Origin of the sequence: Corynebacterium sp. MSK044 (genome assembly GCF_030232825.1) — a bacterium.
Classification (GTDB): Bacteria; Actinomycetota; Actinomycetes; order Mycobacteriales; family Mycobacteriaceae; genus Corynebacterium.
Genome location: NZ_JASPJJ010000019.1, coordinates 1 through 20,450 on the forward strand (window position 1 = coordinate 1; position 20,450 = coordinate 20,450).

The following is a 20,450-nucleotide window of genomic DNA, read 5'->3' on the forward strand; positions in this document are numbered from 1 at the left end:
CGAAATCTGCGATCTTTCTGCGCTTATGCAATGGAATAGCCATCCGGCTATTCCACCGCCGTAACCGTCCAAAAAGCTACTAGACATCCCGTCCAAAAACCTCCTGGACTCCGTGTCCAAAAAGTCCCTAGACATCACAAACGCGGACTAGATGTTGGCTAGCTACATGTTGTTGCGAGGCTGCGTGCTTTCACGCTGATCATCCGCCAGGGCATCCAGGCTGGACAGTTGCTCATCGATGCTGGCCAGCAGCTCCTCATCGCGCTCCGCGGGGTCCTCGCTGAGCGGGCCGTGGTCGGCGCCGAGGCGGTCACGGGTGGTCATGGGTGCCGGCGCCTTGGGTGCTGCGGACTTCGTGGGCGCAGCTGCTGGTGTGTCCTCCCGGAAGAGGAAGAACCACACCGCCCCGGCGATACCGGCGAGCAGACCCAGCACGCCAACAGCGCGACCGACGTTGCCCTTCTTTTCCTTCTTCCTCTGCTTCTTGGCCAGCTTCTCCGCTGCCTTCCGCGCTTCCTTCTCCTGCTGTTCCTTGTGGAATTGGGCGCGGCGGGCATCCAAACGGTCATGGGCCACGCGGGTGAGAGCGCCGGCTTGGAGGCGGGCTGCGTCGAAAGGCTCACCCTTCTCATTTGTACTGGCCGGGCGGGCCAGGGCGCGCATCGCATCATACACGTCGCGCTGCTGCTCATCATTCATGTCGCGGTAGCGGCCGTAGAGGAAGGACGCTGCCTTGTATGCCATACCAAGAGTGCGAAGATTCATGCCGGGGGTTCACCTTTCAATCGGTTGTGTGCCTACCACCCTAATGAAAAATGGCGGGGGACAGAGCGGTGCCAAAGTTGTCGCAAAAAGTGGACCGAGCGGTTCATTTCGCGCGCCAAACCGCGAATTATATTCATGTCAGAATCGCCGATGGCCTGCACCGATGCGGGACGGGGGAGGGGTAGATCTTGGCCGGTTGAAACCCATCCCACTAGATTCACAAACATTCACGCGCTGAGCCCAGCCAGAATTTATTACTCATCGACGAGCCGAAAGGACTCCTTCGTTGACTGAAGGACATTTCTCGTCGAGGCTGTCTGCATCCGCGCCTTTGGACCCCCTCGACGAAGCAGCTGAAACGTTGCCCACCGAGCGCACACGCCGTGCCGGCACCGCACTGAGCTTCGAGCTCATCCCGCCGCGGCATGACGCAGACGAGGCGAAACTCAACGACCTCATCGCGGGGCTCAACGCCTATGAGCCGGACTATGTCGCCGTGACCAGCTCCCACCGCTCCGGCTGGTTGGAGGGCACCGCCGACTTCATCGCCCGCCTCAACGCGCAGACCAACCTGCGCACCATCGCGCACCTCGCCTGCACCGCCGGCACCGAGGAGGAACTCGCGGACTGGATTCGCCGCCTGATCAACTCCGGCGTGCGCGGTTTCCTCGCCCTGCGCGGGGACCTGCCCGAAGGCGAAACCAGCCTGCCAGACGGCTACCTGCAGTACGCCACCCAACTCCTCACCCTCATCCAGGACATCGAGGACGAAAACGCGTACCGCCTCGCCGCCGGCAAACTCGCCCTCTCTGTGGCGTGCTACCCTTCCGGCCACGCCGAGTCCGCTACCCCAGACCTGGACCTGGACGTCCTGCTGTCCAAGCAGCGTCTCGGCGCGGACTTTGCCATCACCCAGCTCTTTTTCGAGGCAGAGGACTACCTCCGCTTCGTGGAGCAATCCCGGATGGCGGGCGTAAGAATCCCCCTGATCCCCGGCATCATGCCTATGACCAGCCTGAAAAGGGCTCAGCGCATGGGCGTGCTGTCGGGGATTGAGGTGCCGGAAAGGGTCGTCGAAAAGCTAAAAAACGCTGAAGACGAATACGAGGCCGGCATGGAGCTCACCGTCGAACTCGCCGCAAAGCTTCTCGACGCCGGCGTGGGCGGCCTCCACATCTACACCCACAACAACCTCGCAGTGACACAAGACCTGCTGTCACGGCTCGGCATAGAACCCAAAGTGAAAAACTAAAGGAGAAACAGTGACCACCTTCCCCAAGGCCACCATCGAGGGCTACCCTCGCATCGGCGCGAACCGCGAACTCAAGCACGCACTCGAGTCCTACTGGGCTGGGCGTATCGACGCTGATACGTTCCGCACCACCACCCGCGCCCTGCGCATTGACACCTACAACCACCTGCGCGACCTCGGCCTGACCGAGGACTACGCCATCCCCGCTGACGTGGCGTACTACGACCAGGTCCTCGAGACCGGCCTGACCGTCGGTCTGATTGCCGGTGGCACTGACCTCGACGAGGAATTTGCGCTGGCCCGCGGCAACGACACCCGCGTGCCACTGGAGATGACCAAGTGGTTTGACACCAACTACCACTACCTCGTGCCGGAGGTTGAGGCTGATCAGGCGATTACGCCGGCGCCGGAGCGCGTGCTTCGGCTGGTTGAGGAGGCCCGCGAGGCTGGCCACAAGGTCCGCCCGGCGCTTGTCGGTCCGGTTACCCTGCTCGCCCTGTCTAAGCCGGTCGAGTGGTCCCTGCTGGACTCCCTGGTAGATGCATACGCTGCTGTTTTCGCTGCTTTGAAGGACGCCGGCGTCGAGTGGGTCCAGGTCGCTGAGCCGGCACTGGTCGCTGACCTGTCCACTCCGGACGCAGAGCTGGCCAAGTACACCGAGCAGGCATGGTCCCGTCTGCTGGCCGCGGAGAACCGCCCGAAGGTCTACGTGACCACCCCGTACGGCTCCGCACGCAAGGGCCTCGACGCCCTGGCCGCTGTTGCACCGGACGCTGTCCACGTAGACCTGTCCCCGTGGACCCTCGACGCTGACGCTGACTACCCAGCCCGCGTCGCCGCTGCCTTCGCCGGCAAGGACACCACGCTTGTCGCCGGACTTATCGACGGCCGCAACGTCTGGGCCGCCAACCTCCGCGACAAGGCCGCGATCCTGTCCGAGCTGGGCGCCACATCCGTGTCCACCTCCACCTCCCTCCAGCACGTGCCGCACACCCTCAACGCCGAGAAGAACCTCCCGGTTGAAGTTGCACCGTGGCTCTCCTTTGCTGATGAGAAGATCGAGGAGATCAAGGCCCTCGTCGCCGGCGAGTCCGAGGCCCCAGAGGCCTTCGGCCGTTCCGACCGCGCCGCACGCACCCGCGCTGAGTCCACCCGCATCCACAACGCCGCTGTTGTTGAGCGCGTCGACGCCCTGCCTGCCGGCCAGGTCCAGCGCCAGCCGGAGTTCGCGCAGCGCCAGGAAGCACAGAAGGCCCTTGGCCTGCCGCTTCTGCCTACCACCACGATCGGCTCCTTCCCGCAGACCAACGAGATCCGCAAGGCCCGCGCCGACCACCGCTCCGGTGAGCTCACCGATGAGCAGTACAACGAGGCCCTCAAGCAGGAAGTCAAGAACGTCATCGAGCTGCAGGAGCGCCTCGGCCTCGACGTCCTCGTTCACGGCGAGCCAGAGCGCAACGACATGGTGCAGTACTTCGCCGAGCTTCTCGACGGCTTCGTCGTCACCGAAAACGGCTGGGTCCAGTCCTACGGCTCCCGCTGCACCCGTCCGCCAATCGTTGTTGGCGACGTCTCCCGCCCCAAGGCCATGACCACCGAGTGGTCCGCCTACGCACAGTCCCTGTCCGACAAGCCGGTCAAGGGCATGCTCACCGGCCCAGTGACCATTCTGGCCTGGTCCTTCAAGCGTGACGACGTCCCGTTGAGCGTCTCCGCCGACCAAATCGGTGTTGCCCTGGCTGACGAGGTCGCTGACCTGGAGAAGGCCGGCATCAAGGTCATCCAGATCGACGAGCCCGCACTTCGCGAGCTCCTCCCACTGCGCGAGGAGGACCGCCCGTCCTACCTCGACTGGGCCGTCCGTGCCTTCCGCCTGGTCTCCTTGCAGGCTGAGCCGACCACGCAGATCCACACCCACCTCTGCTACTCCGAGTTCGGCCAGATCATCGACGCCGTCGCCGGCCTGGACGCCGACGTCACCTCCATCGAGGCCGCACGTTCCAAGATGGAACTGCTTGAGGACATCGACGAGACCTTCCACTCTGAAATCGGCCCCGGCGTGTGGGACATCCACTCCCCGCGCGTCCCATCCAAGGACGAGATGGTCGAGCTGATCAAGGCCGCCCTGGTCAACGTCCCGGCTGACCGTCTCTGGGTCAACCCGGACTGTGGCCTGAAGACCCGCGGCTACGCCGAGGTCGAGCCGTCCCTGATCAACATGGTCGCCGCCCGCGACGAGGTCGTGGCAGGGCTCTAAGCCTTAAGCCTTAAGCCTTAAGCCCTGAGCCCCAGAGGGCCCATCCGAGAAATCTGACACCCCGCTCGCGCCCCAAAATCGCGAAACCCCGTGACCTGGCATTTCAGGAAACGGGGTTTTCGCGCGTGGTCAGATTTCTCGAAACCGGCGCGACGGCGCTTAGGCGAAGGCGCTCAGACCGGTCATCTTCTGGCCGAGGATGAGGGTGTGCATCTCATCGGTGCCTTCGTAGGTGCGCACGGACTCGAGGTTCGCGGCGTGGCGGATGGGGGAGTGCTCGTGCTGAATGCCGTTGCCACCGAGGATGGTGCGGGCTTCGCGGGCGATTTCAATGGCAACGCGGGTGTTCTGCAGCTTGGCCACGGAAATCTGGGAGATGTCCAGGGTGCCGGCATCCTTCTGGCGGCCAACGTGGAGGGCCAGGAGGTAACCCTGGTTCAGGCCGATTGCCATGTCTACCAGCTTCTTTTGGGTGAGCTGGAAGCCGGCGATGGGCTTGCCAAACTGGGTGCGCTCCTTGGCGTAGGCCAGTGCGCATTCGATGGAGTCACGCGCAGCACCCAGGACACCCCAGCCGATGCCGTAGCGCGCCTCGTTGAGGCACATGAGCGGAGCCTTGAGGCCGAAGCGGCCGGCGAGGATCTTGTCCTCCCCAACCAGGGCGTTCTCCAGGTAGATGTGTGCCTGGGTGGACACGCGCATGGACAGCTTGCGGTCGATCTGCTGCGGGTTGAAGCCGGGGGTGCCCTTTTCCACGATGAAGCCAGCCACGGTTTCTTCGCGGTCCTCTGGGATTCCGTCGAGGCCAGCAGCAGCGAGGTCAGCGGTGGAAACCTTGGCCCAGATGATGGTCAGGTCGGCGTAGTGGGACAGGCCGATCCAGCGCTTCTCGCCGTTGAGGACCCAGCCTTCTCCCGGCTTGTAGGTGGCGCGGGTGGTCATGGAGGCGGGGTCGGAACCAGCCGTGGGTTCGGTCAGACCAAAAGCGCCGAGCAGTTCCGCGGCGGCCATCTTGGGCAGGTACTTTTCCTTCTGCTCTTCGGTGCCGTGGAGGTGGATGGAGGTCATGGCCAGGGAGCCGAGGACGGAGAAGATGGTGCGCAGGCCTGAGTCTGCGGCTTCGACTTCGAGCATGGCCAGGCCGTAGTCGACGGCGGAGCGGCCAGGGCAGCCGTAGCCGGAGAGGTGGGCACCGATCATGCCTTTCTCAGCGAAGCGGGGGATCAGTTCGAAGGGGACGTGTGCGTCTTCGTACCACTGGCCAACGTGGGGTTTGATTTCGCTTTCGACGAAGGCGCGGACGTCGTCACGCCATGCGATCTCGTCGGGGGAGAGGAGGCTGTCGAAGTTGAGCAGGTCGGTTGCAAAAGTCATGATGGGTCCTTTCGAGAATGAGGGGGGTTATTTGGCGGGGGTGTTGGCAATCCAGTCGAGGACATCGTCGCGGTCTTCGTCGAGGCCCGGCGCGGCCTTGGTGTATTGGATTGCGCCGGAGCTCATGTCCAGTGGGTTGGATACGAAGGGGATTTCGTCGCTGCCGTCTTTGGTGGGGATTGTCACCACGGGTTCCAGTTCCAGTTCGTCGGCAAAGTGCACGGCTTCGCGCACGGTGAGGATCGGGGCGATGGGAAGGCCATTGGCGCGGAACAGGTCGATCCATTCCTGCGCGTCCTTCGCGGCGAGCAGTTCGTGCAGGATCGGGCGCAGTTCCTCGCGGTTGGTGTTGCGTTGTTCGTTGGTGGCAAAGCGGGGGTCGCTGGCGAGTTCGGGCGCGCCGAGGCCTTCGGCGAACACTCCGAATTGCTTGTTGTTGCCCACGGCGATGACCAGTTCGCGGTCTTTGGCGGGGAAGGGGCCGTACGGGAAGATCGACGGGTGGTCGTTGCCCGTGCGGGTCATCTCCGCGTCGGATGCGACGGCGGCGGAGCTCATGTTGACCATGGAGGACAGTGCCGCGGACAGCAGGTTCGTGCGGATTGTTTCGCCGCCTCCGCCGAAGCGTTCGCGTCGCAGCAGGGAGGCGAGGATGCCGACGGTGGTGTGGAGGCCGGTGAGGACGTCGATAAATGCATAACCTGCTTTTTGCGGCGGCCCATCAGGCGAACCCGTCATGGACATGAATCCACTCGATGCCTGAATGAGCATGTCATATCCCGGAAGCTGCGAGCCAGCGCGCGAGCCGAAGCCCGTGATTTTCGCGTGGATCAAATCAGGCCATCGCTTTTCGACGCTCTCCGGGTCCAGCCCGAACTTATCCAAACTGCCCACCCGGAAGTTATCGATGAGCACGTCCGCACGGTCAATGATCGCGTACGCCGTTTCCAGGTCATCCGGGTTTTTCAGGTCGAGTTTGATGGAATTCTTGTTGCGGTTGATGGACAGGTAGTACGTGCCCACGTCGCCGCGCTTCGGCGGAACCCAATGGCGCGTGTCATCGCCGGTTGGTCCTTCGACCTTGATCACGGTGGCGCCCAAGTCCGCGAGCAGCATCGTGGCGTACGGGCCCGCAAGGACGCGGGAGAAATCCGCCACAACAATGCCCTGCAGCGGGCCACCTTGTGGTTGTTGGAGTGCCATATGTTGTCCTTACCTAGTTCTTCTTGGTGTCTTTCGCGGCTTGGGTTGCCTGCTCCAACTCTTCGATGAACTTGTCATCCTCAATATTGGAGCGCCGGGCGGAGTCTTGCAGCATGTTCCACTGAGAATCCGGTACGGCTTCGGCGCTGCCGTGCCAGAACAAAAGCCTCCGTGCTTCCCTGCGCAGGGAGATCTCCTTCTTCAACTCGTGCCGGTGAGTCCACCACGCCCAACCGATGATGACCATGATGAGCAGACCCATGTAGCCCAGGATCGGGTACACCCAGCCGATGAGGTTGCTGAAGCCGATGAAGCTGAGCACGAAACCGATGAGCACGGTGGCCACGTAGATGGGGTAGAAGTTCTTCGGCTTGTTGCGGGCTAGGCGCTTGCCAAAGGCGTAGAACATGCCGATCGCGGTGTTGTAGATCATGCCGTAGATGGCAAACGTCATGACCAGGCCGAGCGCTGGGTTGATCGCGGTGATCATGGCCTGCGTGGGCATCTCATTGTCCTGGACGGTGTCCACGCTGAGGTACAGGGAGGTGACCAACATGGCCAGCAGGAGCAGGAAGCAAGCACCGCCGGCCAGGCCACCCCATCCCGCTTCACGCGGGTCAAAGAGGTTGCCGCCGATGACGATGGCCATGGACACACCGACGATGATCTGCAGACCAATACTGTTAATGGCAGCTACCCACCAGTTAGGCAGGGTGGTAGGAATCTGTGTTGCCTGCTCGTGCAGGGTGGAAAAGTCCGGCTCTGCGGTGGCGATGGTCCAGATGGTGGCAATGGCGATCATGACGATGATCAGCGGCGTAATCGCACCAATGGCCACCGTCACCTTGTCCACGTCCAGCAGACCAGTGAGCAGAACCAGCATGAGCATGATGGTCGCGCCGACCCAGACCGGCCAACCGAACTGCTGGTTCAGGTTCGCGCCCGCACCGGCGAACATGGCGAAGCCGATGCAGAACAAGCACACCAGGGTCGCGGCATCAAGGATCTTGGACACGATTGGCCCGGAGATAGCGTCAAACACACTCGTGTGTTCCTTCGCCCGGTGGTAACTGCCCAGCTGAAGCATGGCAAAACCGGTGAGGGTCAGTGCGAGTGAGGTGATGAATGCACCGAGCAGACCCCAGTTACCAAAAGCAACGAAGTACTGGAGCGATTCACGTCCGGAGGCAAAGCTTGCGCCGACTAGAACGCCGACGAAGGCCATTGCAATCTCAAACACTCTGAGTTTCATGGGTGTGGCCCTTTCTGTGGGTTGGTGGTGAGCAGGGGTTAGGAGCCGATGTAGCGGATGTCCAGGTATTCCTCGATGCCTTCGATACCCCCTTCGCGCCCGAAGCCGGACTGCTTGATGCCACCAAACGGGGCGGCAATATCGGTGATCATGCCGCGGTTGATACCCACCATTCCGGCGGCGAGTTCCTTGGCAAAGCGTTGGCATGTGTGCACGTTCTCGGAGAAGGCGTAGGACGCCAAACCAAACTCGGTATCGTTGGCTTTCTCAATCGCCTCATCCAGAGTGCTGAAGGTGCTCACGGTGGCTACCGGGCCGAAGATCTCCTCGCGCAGGATGCGTGCATCCGCTGGGATGCCACTCAGCACGGTCGGCGGGTAGAAGTACCCGGTCTGCTCCGGCACTTCGCCGCCACGGTGGACGGTGGCGCCGGCCTCCACCGTTTCGGTGACCAGCGCATGGATGCGTTCACGCTGCGCGGCGGTGATCATGGGGCCCAAGGTCGTGCCCTCTTCCAGGCCGTTGCCCATGACCACCTTGTCCATCTTTTCGGTCAGGCGCTGCGTGAACTCACTGGCAATGGATTCGTGCACGAGGAAGCGGTTGGCTGCCACGCACACCTCACCGCCGTTGCGGAGTTTCGCCTGCATAGCGCAGCTGAGTGCGAGCTCCATGTCCGCGTCTTCCGCTACCACGAAGGGGGCGTTGCCCCCCAACTCCATCGATGCGCGCTGCAGGTTCTGCGCGGACTGCCGCATGAGGATCTTGCCCACTGCGGTGGAACCGGTGAAGGTGATCTTGCGCAGGCGGGCATCCGCCATCAACGTCTCGGACAGCTCCGCGGCGTGGGTGGTGGGAAGGATTTGGATGAGGTCCCGCGGGGCGCTCAAACGCTCCAGCACATCAGCGATAACCTGGCCCAGCAACAGCATGGACAGCGGAGTCTCCGCGGCGGGCTTCACCAGCACCGGGCAACCAGCAGCCAGCGCCGGGGCGATCTTGCGCGCGCCCATAGCCAGCGGGAAATTCCACGGAGTGATGGCCAGCACCGGGCCTACCGGGGTGCGCGTCACCACAATGTCACCAGCACCTGCCGGGGACTGCGCGTAGCGGCCCGGGATACGCACGGCCTCCTCGCCGAACCAGCGGAAATAATCCGCCGTATTCGCTGTCTCACCACGTGCCTCAATGAGCGGCTTGCCCATCTCCAGGGTCATCGTGCGCGCGAATTCTTCCTGGCGCGCCATGATCTCCTTGTAGATCGCGTGGCAAATGTCCGCCTTCTTCCGCGGCGTGAACGCAACGTAGGCTTTTTGCGTTTCGACGGCCCGAGCAAGCGCCCCAAGCCAATCCTCCGCCTCCGTGTTCACCACGTGCGCAATGGTTTTTTCCGTGGCAGGGTTCACTACATCAAAATGCTCACGGCGTGCGGAGGTATCTGCACGGGGATCCAGCGGCAGATCGGTGGGCAGCTGAGGATCTTTGAACAAGCTCATAATCGTGTCACTCCTTGGGTGTACGCAGTGGCTAGAAGGTGTTCTTCAACGCGGCCACGAGGATCTCCAACCCCTCGTTCAACAGCGCCTCCGGGATCACCAGCGGTGGCAGAAGACGGATGACATTCCCATCAACACCACAGGTCAGGGTGATCACACCCTGCTCCCGGCAGGCGTTAGCCACAGCTGCGGTGCGCTCTGCCGTATCCAACTCAATGGCCATCATGGCGCCACGGCCACGCACATCCTTGACCTCCTCATATGCCAGCAGTGGCTCGAGGTGGGTGCGGATGATGGCCTCAATCTCGCGGGCGCGACCACACAGATCGTTCTCCTCGATCTCCTCAAACACAGCCATCGCTGCCGCACAGGCCAGCGGGTTTCCGGCGTACGTGCCACCCAGCGCGCCGGGGCCAGGAGCATCCATGATCTCGGCGCGGCCGGTCACAGCGGACAGGGGCATGCCGTCCGCAAGCGCCTTGGCGGAGGTGATCAGGTCCGGCTCCACACCCTCGTGGTTGCAGGCGAACATCTCGCCGGTGCGGGCCAGGCCTGCCTGGATCTCATCGGCCACGAAGACCACGTTGTTCTCGCGGCACCACTTCAGGATGGCCGGGATGAAGCCCTCCGCCGGCTCAATGAAGCCGCCCTCGCCTTGAATGGTTTCCAGGACCACGCACGCTAGGTTCTCCACACCGATCTGACCCTCCAGCACGCGGATCGCGCGGTCAGCTGCCTCCTGGCCGGACAGGCCATCACGCAGCGGGTAGGACATGGGCAGCCGGTGAACATCGGAGGCGAACGGGCCAAAGCCAGTCTTGTACGGCTTGTTCTTGGCCGTCATGGCAAGCGTGAAGTTCGTACGGCCGTGGTAGGCATTATCAAACGTGGCCACGGCGAATTTGCCGGTGTGCGCGCGGGCGATTTTCACCGCATTCTCCACGGCCTCCGCACCGGAGTTGAACAGCGCAGTCTTCTTCGGGAAGTCGCCCGGGGTCAGCTCATTGAGCTTCTCGCACACGTCGATGAAACCTTCGTAGCCGGTGACCAGGAAGCAGGTGTGGGTGAACTTCTGAGCCGCCTCTGTGATAGCAGCGGTCACGCGCGGATTGGACACACCTACCGAGGTCACGGCGATGCCGGAGGCGAAGTCGATGAGGGAGTTCCCGTCGACGTCGATAAGCACCCCGCCATCACCATCCACGATGTAACGCGGAAGGCCGGGCACCAATGCCCGCGCGACAGCGTGCCCGCGACGCGCGTCCAGGTGGGCATTGTCCCCCTCCGTGGGTGCGCTCGTGATGGTGCGCTTCTGCGGGAGGCGGTAGGTGAGGTCTTGCATGATCACTCCTTCTGTACTGAGGACTTAGTGGACTTAGTGTTGCCGAACCAGTATGTGGGGAAGAAGGTGATGTCCGTCATGTACAGTGTGGCGAAAAACAAGACCAAACTTGTACACGATGGAGATTGTGGGATGTTTCCTTTTAGTTTTTTGACCAAAAATTCTCACCTCGGCGTCACCGAAATTGTCTCCGCACGCACCACCAGCTTCTCCGTCGTACAAACCAACGAGCTGGAAGCCCCCGAGCACTTCATCCAGCCCGAATCCTTCGTGCTCACCGTCGGCGCCGCCTTCCGTGACCGTGCCGAGGAGCTCCCTACCTACATCGCGCACCTCGCCGAACAAGGTGCCGTGGCCGTGGGCTTTGGCATCAGCGATGTCTTTGATACCGTTCCCCAACCCGTCATCGACAGCGCCCGGAAACACAACATTGGCCTGTACGAAGTGTCACGCCCCGTGCCGTTTTCGCGCATTGTCAGCGCTGTCTACGAAGAACAACACCGCCGCTCCACCGCCGAACAACACCAACGCGCCTACGCCCAACAGCAACTCTTGCAGGCGCAGGAAAAACTCACCCGCACCGCCATTTCCGGCGACATGAAAGCGCTCACCCGCGACGTTGCGGAGTCCCTCGAAGCTCGCGTAGCAATTTCCGACGCGAACGGCCGCACCATCGCCGAACAAGTAGCCCGCAGCTACAACGCGATGAAAAAGACCTACGCCACCACATACAAAATCAGCTCCGAGACCCAACAGCCCTACACCGTGGACGTCACCTCCACGCGCGTGATCACGGGGGAGAACCGCTCACTCATCCGCCACTACGCCGGACTGGCAGCAGCACTGCTTTCCCGGCCAGCCCAACTCCGGCGGGTACACAACCAGATCAACTCTTATGCGCTACGCATCCAACTGGGCATTAAGGACGCTGAGGAGCTCTATGCCGACAGCGTCGACGCCCCCGTGGACGCTGATGGTTTTGCCCGCCCGATTGTCATCGCTACCCAATCGCGGCGGGCCATGCACACAGTCCTAGGCACCCTCGACCGGCAGGCCCACAAACGCGATCAACTGCTCCACGCCCTACACCTGACTGAAACAGCATTCCTCCTGGTTGTCCGCCCCGAAGTCAATGTCCGCAATGTGCTCGATGACCTCGGTGAACACCGCTCTCGTGTGCGCGTTGCCGCGGGCAGTCCCGTGGTCCTTGCCGGCCTCACCCCTGAACACGTGGATCAGCTCGAAGCTCGCACCCGCACCCTCCGCCCTGGGGATGTTTCCTACACCAATGACTCCACGCTGCCGTGGCTCCATGAGCCCGCTGTGACCCAAGCACTGGCCGCCCGCCGCGAAGAAATCTTTGGCCGCCTAGCCAGACACGATGCCACCCACGGCACTGACCTGGAGAAAACCCTCGCCGTTTTTCTCCGCCACAGCGCCCAGCTGGCCAACACCGCCGACGCCCTCGGCGTGCATCGGCACACCGTGCGCACCCGTATCGAGAAAATCCAGAACCTATGCGAGATCAGCCTGGACAACCCCGCGCATTTCTCGGAGGCCTACTTGGCCATGACGGCGTTCGATGGGTAGTGCTACGGCCCTTAACGTCCGCCCGATACTCCAGTTTGACTATCGTGCCGAAGCCCGATCCGCGACCTGGTGTTTTGCGCCGCGCGCGCCGCGATAGTCAAACCGCACCCCTGGGGCTCGGACCTCTCATCCGAGAAATATGACACCCCGCCCGCACCCCAAAAACGCGAAAACCCCGTGACCTGGCATTTCAGGAAACGGGGTTTCGGCGCGTGGTCAGATATCTCGAACCCGGCCGAGAACCTTGGCGGAACCCTAGGCCCGTGCCCGTCGGGCGAGGGTGTTGCCCAAGGACTGGATGGCTTGGACGATGATGATCAGGATGATCACGGTCATCAGCATCGCGATGGAATCGAACTGCTGGTAGCCGTAGGAAATGGCCAGGTCGCCGACACCGCCGCCGCCGATGGTGCCGGCCATTGCGGTGGCGGAGATGAGTCCGATGGTGGCGGTGGTAATGGCCAGGATGATGGAGGACTTGGCCTCGGGCAGCAGGAAGTAGCGGATGGTTTGGAAGAGGGTCGCGCCCATGGAATTGGCTGCTTCGGTGATGCCCGGGTTGACTTCGAGGAGGGATTGCTCGATGAGCCGGGCGATGAACGGCGCAATATATAAGGTCAGTGGCACCAACGCGGCAGTCGTGCCGATGGCGGTACCAGCGATAACGCGGGTGAACGGGGAGATGGCCACCAGCAGGATGATAAACGGCAGGGAGCGGATGATGTTCACCATCACGTTCAGCACGCCGTAAACCGCCTGGCTGGGTTTGAGGCCACCGGGCCGGGTGATCACCAGCGCGAGCGCCAGCGGAATGCCCAGCAGCGCACCGATGAACAGGGAGGTGCCCACCATGTACAGGGTTTCGCCGAAGGAGTTGACGTACATCTCTGGTGTGACGCGGGATCCGGTGGTGTCGCGCCACCATGAATTGAGCTGGTTCATCTGTTACACCTCGTAGTTCTTCACCAGGGCACGCGCGAGCGCTTCACGCGCATCAGGGTCGAGTGCAGGCGGGATGACGGTGTCGACGAATTTCCTGGTCAGTTCGTGTTGCGGGTTGGTAAAAACGTGTGCGACCGGCCCGTATTCAACCAGGCGGCCCTCAGAAAGTACTGCCACATCATCAGCCAGACGCGCGATCACGTCGATCTGGTGGGTGATGATGAGGATGGTCACGCCCAGTTCCTTATTGATGTTGCTCAGCAAATCAAGGATCTGGTTGGTGGTGATGGGGTCGAGGGCGGAGGTGGGTTCGTCGCAAAGCAGCACGGTCGGATCCGTGATGAGCGCACGAGCGATGCCCACGCGCTGTCGTTGCCCGCCGGACAGTTGGCGCGGTTTATGGTCCGCGCGGTCAGCCAGGCCGACCATCTCCAGCACGTCTGCGGTGCGGCGTTCAATTTCGCTTTTCGACGCTTTCAGCAACCTCAACGGCGTCCCCACATTCTCCGCCACCGTCTTGGTTTCTAAGAGATTGCTGCTTTGGAAGACCATGCCCACATCACGCCGCAAACCCCGCAGCTCCGCTGGACTGAGCGTGGCCGGCTCGCGGCCAAGCACAGTGACGGAACCCGAGGTGGGCGTTTCCAACCCATTGACCGTGCGAATCAGCGTGGACTTGCCGGCACCCGAGGTACCCACAACGCCGCTCACGCTGCCTTTCGGCACCGTGAAGGAAATGTCGTCGAGGGCGGTGAAGGAACCATTGCGGGTCTCAAATGTTTTGGAGACGTGGTCAAATACAACAGCGTCGATAGCTTCAGGCATTAGTTCAGGGAATCCGGGAAGAACCAGTAGTTGTTGGTGTTCTGGGAGTCGAAGTACTTCTTGAACTCCTCGGAACGGTACGCCTCAGACACAGCCTTGGCCCACGGGGTGTCCTGCTTACCCTCGGTGGTCACAGCCACGAGGATGAGCTCCGGGCGCAGGTTCTCCTGGAAGCGCTGCAGGTTCGGGTCCAGGCCAGCGGAGTAGCTCATGGAGCCAGGGATGACCGCCCAATCCAGGTCCGGCAGGGAGCGGGACAGGTTCGCGGAATCCATGGGCTTGATGTCCAGGTTGTGCGGGTTCTCTGCGATATCCGCCTCAGAGAGCAGGGCTTCGTCGGCGTCGTCGCGGAGGGTGATTCAACCGGCGTCGACAAGCACATGGATCGCGCGCGACTTATTGGAGCCGTCGAGCGGGATACCCACCGTCTGGCCGTCGGCGACGTCCTCGAGCTTCTCGTGCTTCTCCGAGTACAGGCCAGCCGGAACCGTAGGAACCTCCGTGATGGAGACCAGGTCGGCGTTCTTTTCCTTATTGAAAACCTCGAGCCATGCGGTGTGCTGCTCAACGTTCAAGTCCGCGTTGCCTTCAGCCAGCGCGGTGTCAGCCTGGGTGAGGTCGGTGAAGTTGGTGTACTCGAGGGTGTAGCCCTCCTTCTCCAAGATTGGGGCAACGCCTTCCTGGAAAAGCTCCGAGTATGGGCCAGGGGAGGTGGCTACGCGGATGGTCTTGGTATCGCCGGTGCCGGCGGCGTCCGAGCCCGCGTCATCAGAGCCGCAGGCAACCAGCCCGAGTGACAATGCGGCAGCTGCGGTGACCGCTGTGATCTTCTTCAACATGGAGCAAGGTCCTTTCACATGAATTAATAGGTTTGTTGTGAATAGGCACAGAGTCTAAACAGGGCAGTATATAAAAGCAAGACAGAGCGGTCTAGCCAGGCTGCGCCTGGGTTCTGCCTGGGTAGATCTGCGGAACGGGTGCGCGATCGCGTACCCTGGTGCCCATGACACAGAAGACTCAAACACTGACGTTCCACACCAACCACGGCGACATCGTGGTCGACCTGTTTGGCAACCACGCGCCGAACACCGTGGAGATCATCACCGGCTTGGCCAAGGGCACCCAGGAGTACTCCACCAAGAACGCCTCCGGCACCACCGAAGGCCCGTTCTACGACGGCGCGATCTTCCACCGCATCATCCCTGGTTTCATGATCCAGGGCGGTGACCCGACCGGCACCGGCACCGGCGGCCCCGGCTTCCAGTTTGCTGACGAGTTCCACCCAGAGCTCCAGTTTGACCGCCCGTACCTGCTGGCCATGGCTAACGCTGGCCCGGGCACCAACGGCTCCCAGTTCTTCATCACCGTAGACGCCACCCCGTGGCTGAACAACCGCCACACCATCTTCGGCGAGGTCACCGATGAGGCGTCCCGCAAGGTCGTCGATGAGCTGGCTAATGTTCAGACCGGCCGCATGGACCGCCCGGTCGAGGACGTTGTGATCAACTCCGTGACCGTCGAGTAAGTGAAGAAACTTCTTTACGGCGCCCCCGCCACAACAGTCATCGCGCTGCTGTGTGCGGGGGTTTTCGTGCTCACGGCCCTTCAGTCTCGCTCTGTCTCCGATGTCGTCTGGGGTTCAGGGATTGGTTCCACGTTTGTGCTGTGGGGCCCAGCCGTCACCGCCTCGGACACGGGCATTCTGCGTGCGCTCACCGCGGGTTTCCTCCACGTGGACATCTCCCACCTGGCGGTCAACCTGATCACACTCGTGTTCATCGGTGCAGTGGTCGAAAGAGCGGTGGGCACAGGACCTTATGTAGTGGCCTACTTGGCGGGTGTGCTCGGCGGATCCGCTGCCGTGCTCACCTTCGCATGGGACCAGCCCACCGCCGGGGCCTCCGGGGCGTTGTACATGCTCATGGCCATTCTGGTGGGCATCGCCGCGCGGAGTCGCGCGGACCTAAGGGCGCCACTCGTGCTGGTGTTGGGCAACATTGCTTACACCCTGCTCAGTCCCGGTGTGAGCCTGTGGGGGCACCTCGGCGGATTGACTGTTGGTGCGCTCATGGCTGGACCGTTGACCTCCCCTGATGAGCGCGTTCGCTGGGCCGGCGCTATGGGTGGGTTGGTGCTCGCGCTCGCAGCGGTGTTGGTGCCACAGTGGGGTTAAGCACAGGCTTCCACACTCCTCCACACCTGAGTTATCCACAGAATGTGGACAAACCTGTGAGTAAATCACGTGCGTCCCAGATCCCACAGCCTGTGGGGAAAAGATGGCGAGGAAATTCTCACGGCTGACCTGCGTTTTGCACAGTGGGGAAGGGAGGATGTGGAGAACTCACGCCCCACATTGTGGATAAGAAACAGGGTGGGTAATTGTGGATAACCACCCGGCTTTATCCACAAAAAACCAGCGCCCCACACGAGTGGAAGCGCTGGCTAGGAAGAGCGGATGAAGGGGTTAACGCCACCCCATGGTCATGAGCAGACCCAAGATCAAACCACCGAAACCGATGAGGTAGTTCCACGGGCCAAGCTCATTCATCAGTGGGATGGATGGGCCAGCGAGGTAGTTTACAATCATCCACAGCAGACCAATGAGCATGAGCCCGAACATCAGGGCCTTGTACCAGACGGGCGTGCCGCCGGTGTTGATCTTCACCGGGGTGCGGTTCACACCGGTGGACGTGGTCAGCGGGGTGCTGGCGGTGTCTTTAGTGACCTTTGCCTTAGGCATGACGGTGAATGTCCTTTACCTTTGCTTTTACCTGTAACTGTTGTGTGACTCTACCACCGTGGGCGCCGTAGTAGTTACTACAGCAGCCCTTGGACGCCTTCGACGACTGGGTTGCGCCACAGATCCACGGTGATGTCACCATCCTTGCGGACCTCTTGGTTCGGGCCCGGGCGGTGGCCCGCGATGGTGCCATGTTGGGAGGGGTTCGCGGTGTCCAACAGATCGCCGGTAACCAGGTGGCCGGACCATCCCATCTCGCCCAGGGTCGCCTCAGCGTTCTCACGGCTCTGCCCGGACAAGTCCGGCAGACGGATCATCTGGCCATTGGAAACCCTCAGTTCAATGGTGGTTTCGCGTGCCACTTCTGTGCCTTCGCCGGCGATGGCCAAGACCTCACCCTCGGGGCGGGAAGAATCCACATCAACGCGGGTGGTCTTGAGCCCCAACGATTCAAAGGTGCTTTCCACCTGTGCGATATTCATGCCACGCATCGCCGGAACCTTGACCTTCTCACGGCCAGTGGACACGGTGACGGAGATCTTCGAACCCTTTGAAATCTGGGTACCGCCAGCTGGGTTCTGGGACATGATCTTGCCGTCTTCGACGGTGTCGGAGGAGTCGCGCTGGAGGTCGTCGTTAAGCTTGAGCCCCGCTTTTTCCAGCTCAGCCGCTGCTTCTTGCGGCGTGAGATCCGTGAGATCCGGCACATCCGTGATCTCCCGACCCGAAGAGACCGTCAGCGTGACATTCGCGCCACGCTTCAGCTGCGAACCCTCCGTCGGGTTGATGGACAGGACCTCGCCGCGCGGAACATCCGGGTGCGGGGCCTCATTCACCGTGACCTGGAGGTCCAGGTCCTCGAGCTCAGCAACAGCATCTGCGCGGGCCTTGCCCACGACACTTGGCACTGTGACCATAGAATTCGACTGGCCGATCGCATCGCGGACCTTGTTGATCGCCACCGCACCACCGCCCAACGCGATGATCGCCGCCAGCAGCAACGCGAGCACCTTCATGCCCTGGCGCGACGCACCGTTCTGCTCATTGCGGTGCTGCTGGTAGCGCGACGGTGGAACCACCGTGGTTTCGGCCGGGTCATTGACGTACTCGTACTCATATTCGTACTCGTACTCCGGCTCTTCCTGCGGGTGCGCGACATGGTTACGCGCGGCCTGAGTCACGGCGCCGCGGCAGAGGCGCTCGAGGTCCTCGCTCATCTCCGTGGCGGACTGGTACCTGTCCGCCGGGTGCTTTGCCATTGCGGTGAGGATGACAGCATCCACATTCACCGCTTCCGTCTCGGTGAGGTTGGGTATCCGGGTGCTCGGCGGATCCGGGTCTTCCTGGACGTGCTGGTAGGCCACCGCAAACGGGGTCTCACCTTCGAAGGGTGGGGTGCCTGTCACGACCTCGTACATCACGCAGCCGAGCGCGTAAACATCACTGCGCCCATCCGCATTCCGGCCGCGGGCCTGCTCCGGGGAAAGGTACTGGGCGGTGCCGATCACGGCGGAGGTTTGCGTCATCGCCGCCGTGGAATCATCCAACGCGCGAGCGATGCCAAAGTCCATCACCTTCACCTCACCGGTGCTGGTGACCATGATGTTCGCCGGCTTCACATCCCGGTGGATGATGCCGGCGTCATGGCTGGCCTGCAACGCATAGGTGACCGGAAGCAGCAGTTCAGCGGCATCCTCCGGGCTCAGCGGACCATCCTCGCGCACGATGGCGCGCAGGTCACGGCCTTTCACACGCTCCATGATGATGTAGGGCACGGATACGCCATCCACGTCTGTCTCACCCGTGTCGTACACAGCCACGATGTTCGGGTGGTTCAGGCGCGCAGAGTTTTGCGCCTCCCGGCGGAACCGCTCACGGAAGTTCTCATCCCGCGCCATATCCACCTTGAGCATCTTCACGGCCACTTCACGCCCAAGGAGGATGTCAGTGGCCACGTAGACGTTGGACATGCCGCCGGTGCCAATGGAGTTACCTAGCTGGTAACGCTCACCAATAAGAGTCATGATGCTCCTTTAAATTACAGGTCCGGCAGACCAGGGACTCCATTGAAGTCCGGAATGGGGTTCGGGGCAGGGGAGGGAGTGGGGTGTTCGCTTGGCAGAGCCGGCGCAGACGTGTGCGGTGGCTCCGGCTCGGGCGCGCTAGGTTCCTCCGGTTCTGTGGTGTTGTACAGCGTAGACGGTTCCGTCTTGGATGTGGATGGCGTAGTTGTCGTCGCCGGTTCCGTCACGGTGGTGTATTCCGTGGTCACCGTTTCGCTGCTGGAACTTGTAGTGCTGCTGGTAGTGGTCGGAGTAGGTTCCGTTCCCAGCAAGCCATCCAGCGCCCCGGAGGTGTAAGCCCACACGGCGCCAAGGATGGCAACGAGTGTGAACAGGGCGATGAGTATGCCGGTGCCAAAGCCGCCGGACTTCTTCGCAGGGGCTGGTGCCGGTGCGTGTTGCACTGCCGGCACGTGCGTGGTCCCGTGGTTCACCGCGGCCAGTTCCGCCGTGGATGCGTGTTGCTTGGGTGGGGTCGCGGCAGCAAAAACCTTGGTCGGGCGGCGGCCCGCGCGCGCATCAGCGATGGCGTGCTGGAACTCCGTGCCGTCGGCAAAACGGGTTGCCGGGTCCTTGCGCAGGGCGATCGAGATCAGCTCACGCGTCGGCGCGGAAATCCCCGTGGACAGTGGCGGAGGGTTGTTGGATACGTGGGCCAAAGCAATGCTTACCGACGAATCCCCCGTAAACGGCCGCTTTCCCGACAACAGCTCATAGCCCACAACACCCAGCGAGTAAACGTCACTAGCCGCGTTAACCGGTTGGCCTTGGGCCTGTTCCGGTGAGACGTATTGGGCTGTGCCCACCACCATGCCGGTGCGGGTGAGCGGGACGGCGGAGGCGGCCTTGGCAATGCCGAAGTCCGTGATCTTCACCTTGCCGTTTTGGGTGAGCATGAGGTTGCCCGGTTTGATGTCGCGGTGCACCAGACCCATGTCGTGGATGACGGCTAAGCCGTGGGCGGCTTGATCCAGAATGTCGAGGGCCTGGGATTCTTCCAGGTAGCCCTCCCGATGGAGGAGGTCAGCCACGGACTCGCCGCGGATGTACTCCATGACGATGAAGCACATGGCGTAGCCCTCCCCGCTGGGGACTTCGCGGTAGTCATAGGTGGCCACGACGTTCTCGGAGGTGATGCCTTCAGCAGCGTGGGCCTCATTGCGGAAGCGGGCCAGAAACTCTTCGTTGGCAGAGAACTCCGGGCGGAGCACCTTGATGGCTACCTCCCGGTCATGCGCCGGGTCATCCGCCAACCACACGGTGGACATGCCGCCATGGCCGATGACCCACTGCAACGTGTAGTCGGGGCCGATGAGCCTTTGGAGTTCTTCGCGGTTGTCAGTATTCAT

The 20,450-nt window shown here is 62.1% G+C and carries 15 protein-coding genes and 2 pseudogenes; 5 read left to right on the forward strand and 12 right to left on the reverse strand.

The annotated features are described in order from the left end of the window. Positions 1 to 162: 162 nt before the first annotated feature. Positions 163 to 765, reverse strand: coding sequence for a flagellar basal body-associated FliL family protein (locus tag QP994_RS09625; RefSeq protein ID WP_284866517.1), 603 nt, complete (start codon positions 763 to 765; stop codon positions 163 to 165). 286 nt (positions 766 to 1,051) lie between these two features. On the opposite strand from QP994_RS09625, the gene QP994_RS09630 reads away from it, so the two are divergent. Together QP994_RS09630 and metE are read left to right on the forward strand one after the other, a co-directional pair. Beyond that, entirely contained in the window at positions 1,052 to 2,017 is a 966-nt protein-coding gene (locus QP994_RS09630) for a methylenetetrahydrofolate reductase (RefSeq protein WP_284866519.1), read from the forward strand. A gap of 10 nt (positions 2,018 to 2,027) precedes the next feature. Further along, entirely contained in the window at positions 2,028 to 4,274 is a 2,247-nt protein-coding gene (gene metE, locus QP994_RS09635; protein ID WP_284866521.1) for a 5-methyltetrahydropteroyltriglutamate--homocysteine S-methyltransferase, read from the forward strand. Between the two features lie 159 nt (positions 4,275 to 4,433). Here the strand turns inward: metE and QP994_RS09640 are convergent, their stop codons facing one another. The 5 genes from QP994_RS09640 to gabT are packed head-to-tail and all read right to left on the reverse strand — an operon-like array spanning position 4,434 to position 10,941. Continuing rightward, complete coding sequence (locus tag QP994_RS09640; protein WP_284866523.1) at positions 4,434 to 5,648, reverse strand: acyl-CoA dehydrogenase family protein; 1,215 nt, start codon at positions 5,646 to 5,648, stop codon at positions 4,434 to 4,436. Between the two features lie 27 nt (positions 5,649 to 5,675). Beyond that, positions 5,676 to 6,851 carry a CaiB/BaiF CoA transferase family protein gene (locus QP994_RS09645; RefSeq protein ID WP_284866524.1) on the reverse strand — a complete coding sequence of 392 codons (1,176 nt, stop codon included), beginning with the start codon at positions 6,849 to 6,851 and terminating at the stop codon, positions 5,676 to 5,678. Positions 6,852 to 6,864: 13 nt separating this feature from the next. Next, on the reverse strand, positions 6,865 to 8,103 hold the full coding sequence (locus QP994_RS09650; protein WP_284856300.1) for a YkvI family membrane protein: 1,239 nt from the start codon (positions 8,101 to 8,103) through the stop codon (positions 6,865 to 6,867). 38 nt (positions 8,104 to 8,141) lie between these two features. Continuing rightward, positions 8,142 to 9,599 (reverse strand): NAD-dependent succinate-semialdehyde dehydrogenase, encoded by a 1,458-nt coding sequence (locus QP994_RS09655; RefSeq protein ID WP_284866526.1) that lies wholly within the window; start codon positions 9,597 to 9,599, stop codon positions 8,142 to 8,144. A gap of 31 nt (positions 9,600 to 9,630) precedes the next feature. Next, entirely contained in the window at positions 9,631 to 10,941 is a 1,311-nt protein-coding gene (gabT, locus tag QP994_RS09660) for a 4-aminobutyrate--2-oxoglutarate transaminase (protein ID WP_284856302.1), read from the reverse strand. 150 nt (positions 10,942 to 11,091) lie between these two features. Here gabT and QP994_RS09665 point away from each other — a divergent pair, with 150 nt between their 5' ends. After that, on the forward strand, positions 11,092 to 12,531 hold the full coding sequence (locus QP994_RS09665; RefSeq protein WP_284866528.1) for a helix-turn-helix domain-containing protein: 1,440 nt from the start codon (positions 11,092 to 11,094) through the stop codon (positions 12,529 to 12,531). Positions 12,532 to 12,786: 255 nt separating this feature from the next. On the opposite strand, the gene QP994_RS09670 is transcribed toward QP994_RS09665, so the two are convergent. The 3 genes and pseudogenes from QP994_RS09670 to QP994_RS09680 form a co-directional block, all read right to left on the reverse strand. Further along, positions 12,787 to 13,473 carry a methionine ABC transporter permease gene (locus QP994_RS09670; protein WP_284866530.1) on the reverse strand — a complete coding sequence of 229 codons (687 nt, stop codon included), beginning with the start codon at positions 13,471 to 13,473 and terminating at the stop codon, positions 12,787 to 12,789. A gap of 51 nt (positions 13,474 to 13,524) precedes the next feature. After that, a pseudogene (locus QP994_RS09675) lies at positions 13,525 to 14,298 on the reverse strand (methionine ABC transporter ATP-binding protein); the annotation flags it as partial. After that, positions 14,298 to 15,137, reverse strand: a pseudogene (locus tag QP994_RS09680) (MetQ/NlpA family ABC transporter substrate-binding protein). The pseudogenes QP994_RS09680 and QP994_RS09675, both read right to left, overlap by 1 nt. A 164-nt stretch (positions 15,138 to 15,301) precedes the next feature. Between QP994_RS09680 and QP994_RS09685 the strand changes: the two are divergent. After that, positions 15,302 to 15,823, forward strand: a complete 522-nt coding sequence (locus QP994_RS09685; RefSeq protein ID WP_284856323.1) for a peptidylprolyl isomerase — start codon at positions 15,302 to 15,304, stop codon at positions 15,821 to 15,823. Beyond that, positions 15,824 to 16,471 carry a rhomboid family intramembrane serine protease gene (locus QP994_RS09690; RefSeq protein WP_284866534.1) on the forward strand — a complete coding sequence of 216 codons (648 nt, stop codon included), beginning with the start codon at positions 15,824 to 15,826 and terminating at the stop codon, positions 16,469 to 16,471. 291 nt (positions 16,472 to 16,762) lie between these two features. On the opposite strand, the gene crgA is transcribed toward QP994_RS09690, so the two are convergent. From crgA to QP994_RS09705, 3 genes are all read right to left on the reverse strand, one after another. Next, the gene (gene crgA, locus QP994_RS09695; protein ID WP_284856321.1) at positions 16,763 to 17,038 is read right to left on the reverse strand and encodes a cell division protein CrgA; all 276 of its coding nucleotides are present in this window, start codon (positions 17,036 to 17,038) and stop codon (positions 16,763 to 16,765) included. A gap of 77 nt (positions 17,039 to 17,115) precedes the next feature. Next, the gene (gene pknB / locus QP994_RS09700) at positions 17,116 to 19,062 is read right to left on the reverse strand and encodes a Stk1 family PASTA domain-containing Ser/Thr kinase (RefSeq protein ID WP_284866536.1); all 1,947 of its coding nucleotides are present in this window, start codon (positions 19,060 to 19,062) and stop codon (positions 17,116 to 17,118) included. 14 nt (positions 19,063 to 19,076) lie between these two features. Further along, positions 19,077 to 20,450: a serine/threonine-protein kinase gene (locus tag QP994_RS09705; RefSeq protein ID WP_284866538.1), complete on the reverse strand. Its 1,374-nt coding sequence runs from the start codon at positions 20,448 to 20,450 to the stop codon at positions 19,077 to 19,079.

What these genes read in the sequence shown, in the direction of transcription:
- QP994_RS09625 (WP_284866517.1), bottom strand. Translation starts at nt 765, where the DNA reads ATGAATCTTCGCACTCTTGGTATGGCATACAAGGCAGCGTCCTTCCTC.
- QP994_RS09640 (WP_284866523.1), bottom strand. Translation starts at nt 5,648, where the DNA reads ATGACTTTTGCAACCGACCTGCTCAACTTCGACAGCCTCCTCTCCCCC.
- QP994_RS09645 (WP_284866524.1), bottom strand. Translation starts at nt 6,851, where the DNA reads ATGGCACTCCAACAACCACAAGGTGGCCCGCTGCAGGGCATTGTTGTG.
- QP994_RS09650 (WP_284856300.1), bottom strand. Translation starts at nt 8,103, where the DNA reads ATGAAACTCAGAGTGTTTGAGATTGCAATGGCCTTCGTCGGCGTTCTA.
- QP994_RS09655 (WP_284866526.1), bottom strand. Translation starts at nt 9,599, where the DNA reads ATGAGCTTGTTCAAAGATCCTCAGCTGCCCACCGATCTGCCGCTGGAT.
- gabT (WP_284856302.1), bottom strand. Translation starts at nt 10,941, where the DNA reads ATGCAAGACCTCACCTACCGCCTCCCGCAGAAGCGCACCATCACGAGC.
- QP994_RS09670 (WP_284866530.1), bottom strand. Translation starts at nt 13,473, where the DNA reads ATGAACCAGCTCAATTCATGGTGGCGCGACACCACCGGATCCCGCGTC.
- QP994_RS09685 (WP_284856323.1), top strand. Translation starts at nt 15,302, where the DNA reads ATGACACAGAAGACTCAAACACTGACGTTCCACACCAACCACGGCGAC.
- crgA (WP_284856321.1), bottom strand. Translation starts at nt 17,038, where the DNA reads ATGCCTAAGGCAAAGGTCACTAAAGACACCGCCAGCACCCCGCTGACC.
- pknB (WP_284866536.1), bottom strand. Translation starts at nt 19,062, where the DNA reads ATGACTCTTATTGGTGAGCGTTACCAGCTAGGTAACTCCATTGGCACC.
- QP994_RS09705 (WP_284866538.1), bottom strand. Translation starts at nt 20,450, where the DNA reads ATGAATACTGACAACCGCGAAGAACTCCAAAGGCTCATCGGCCCCGAC.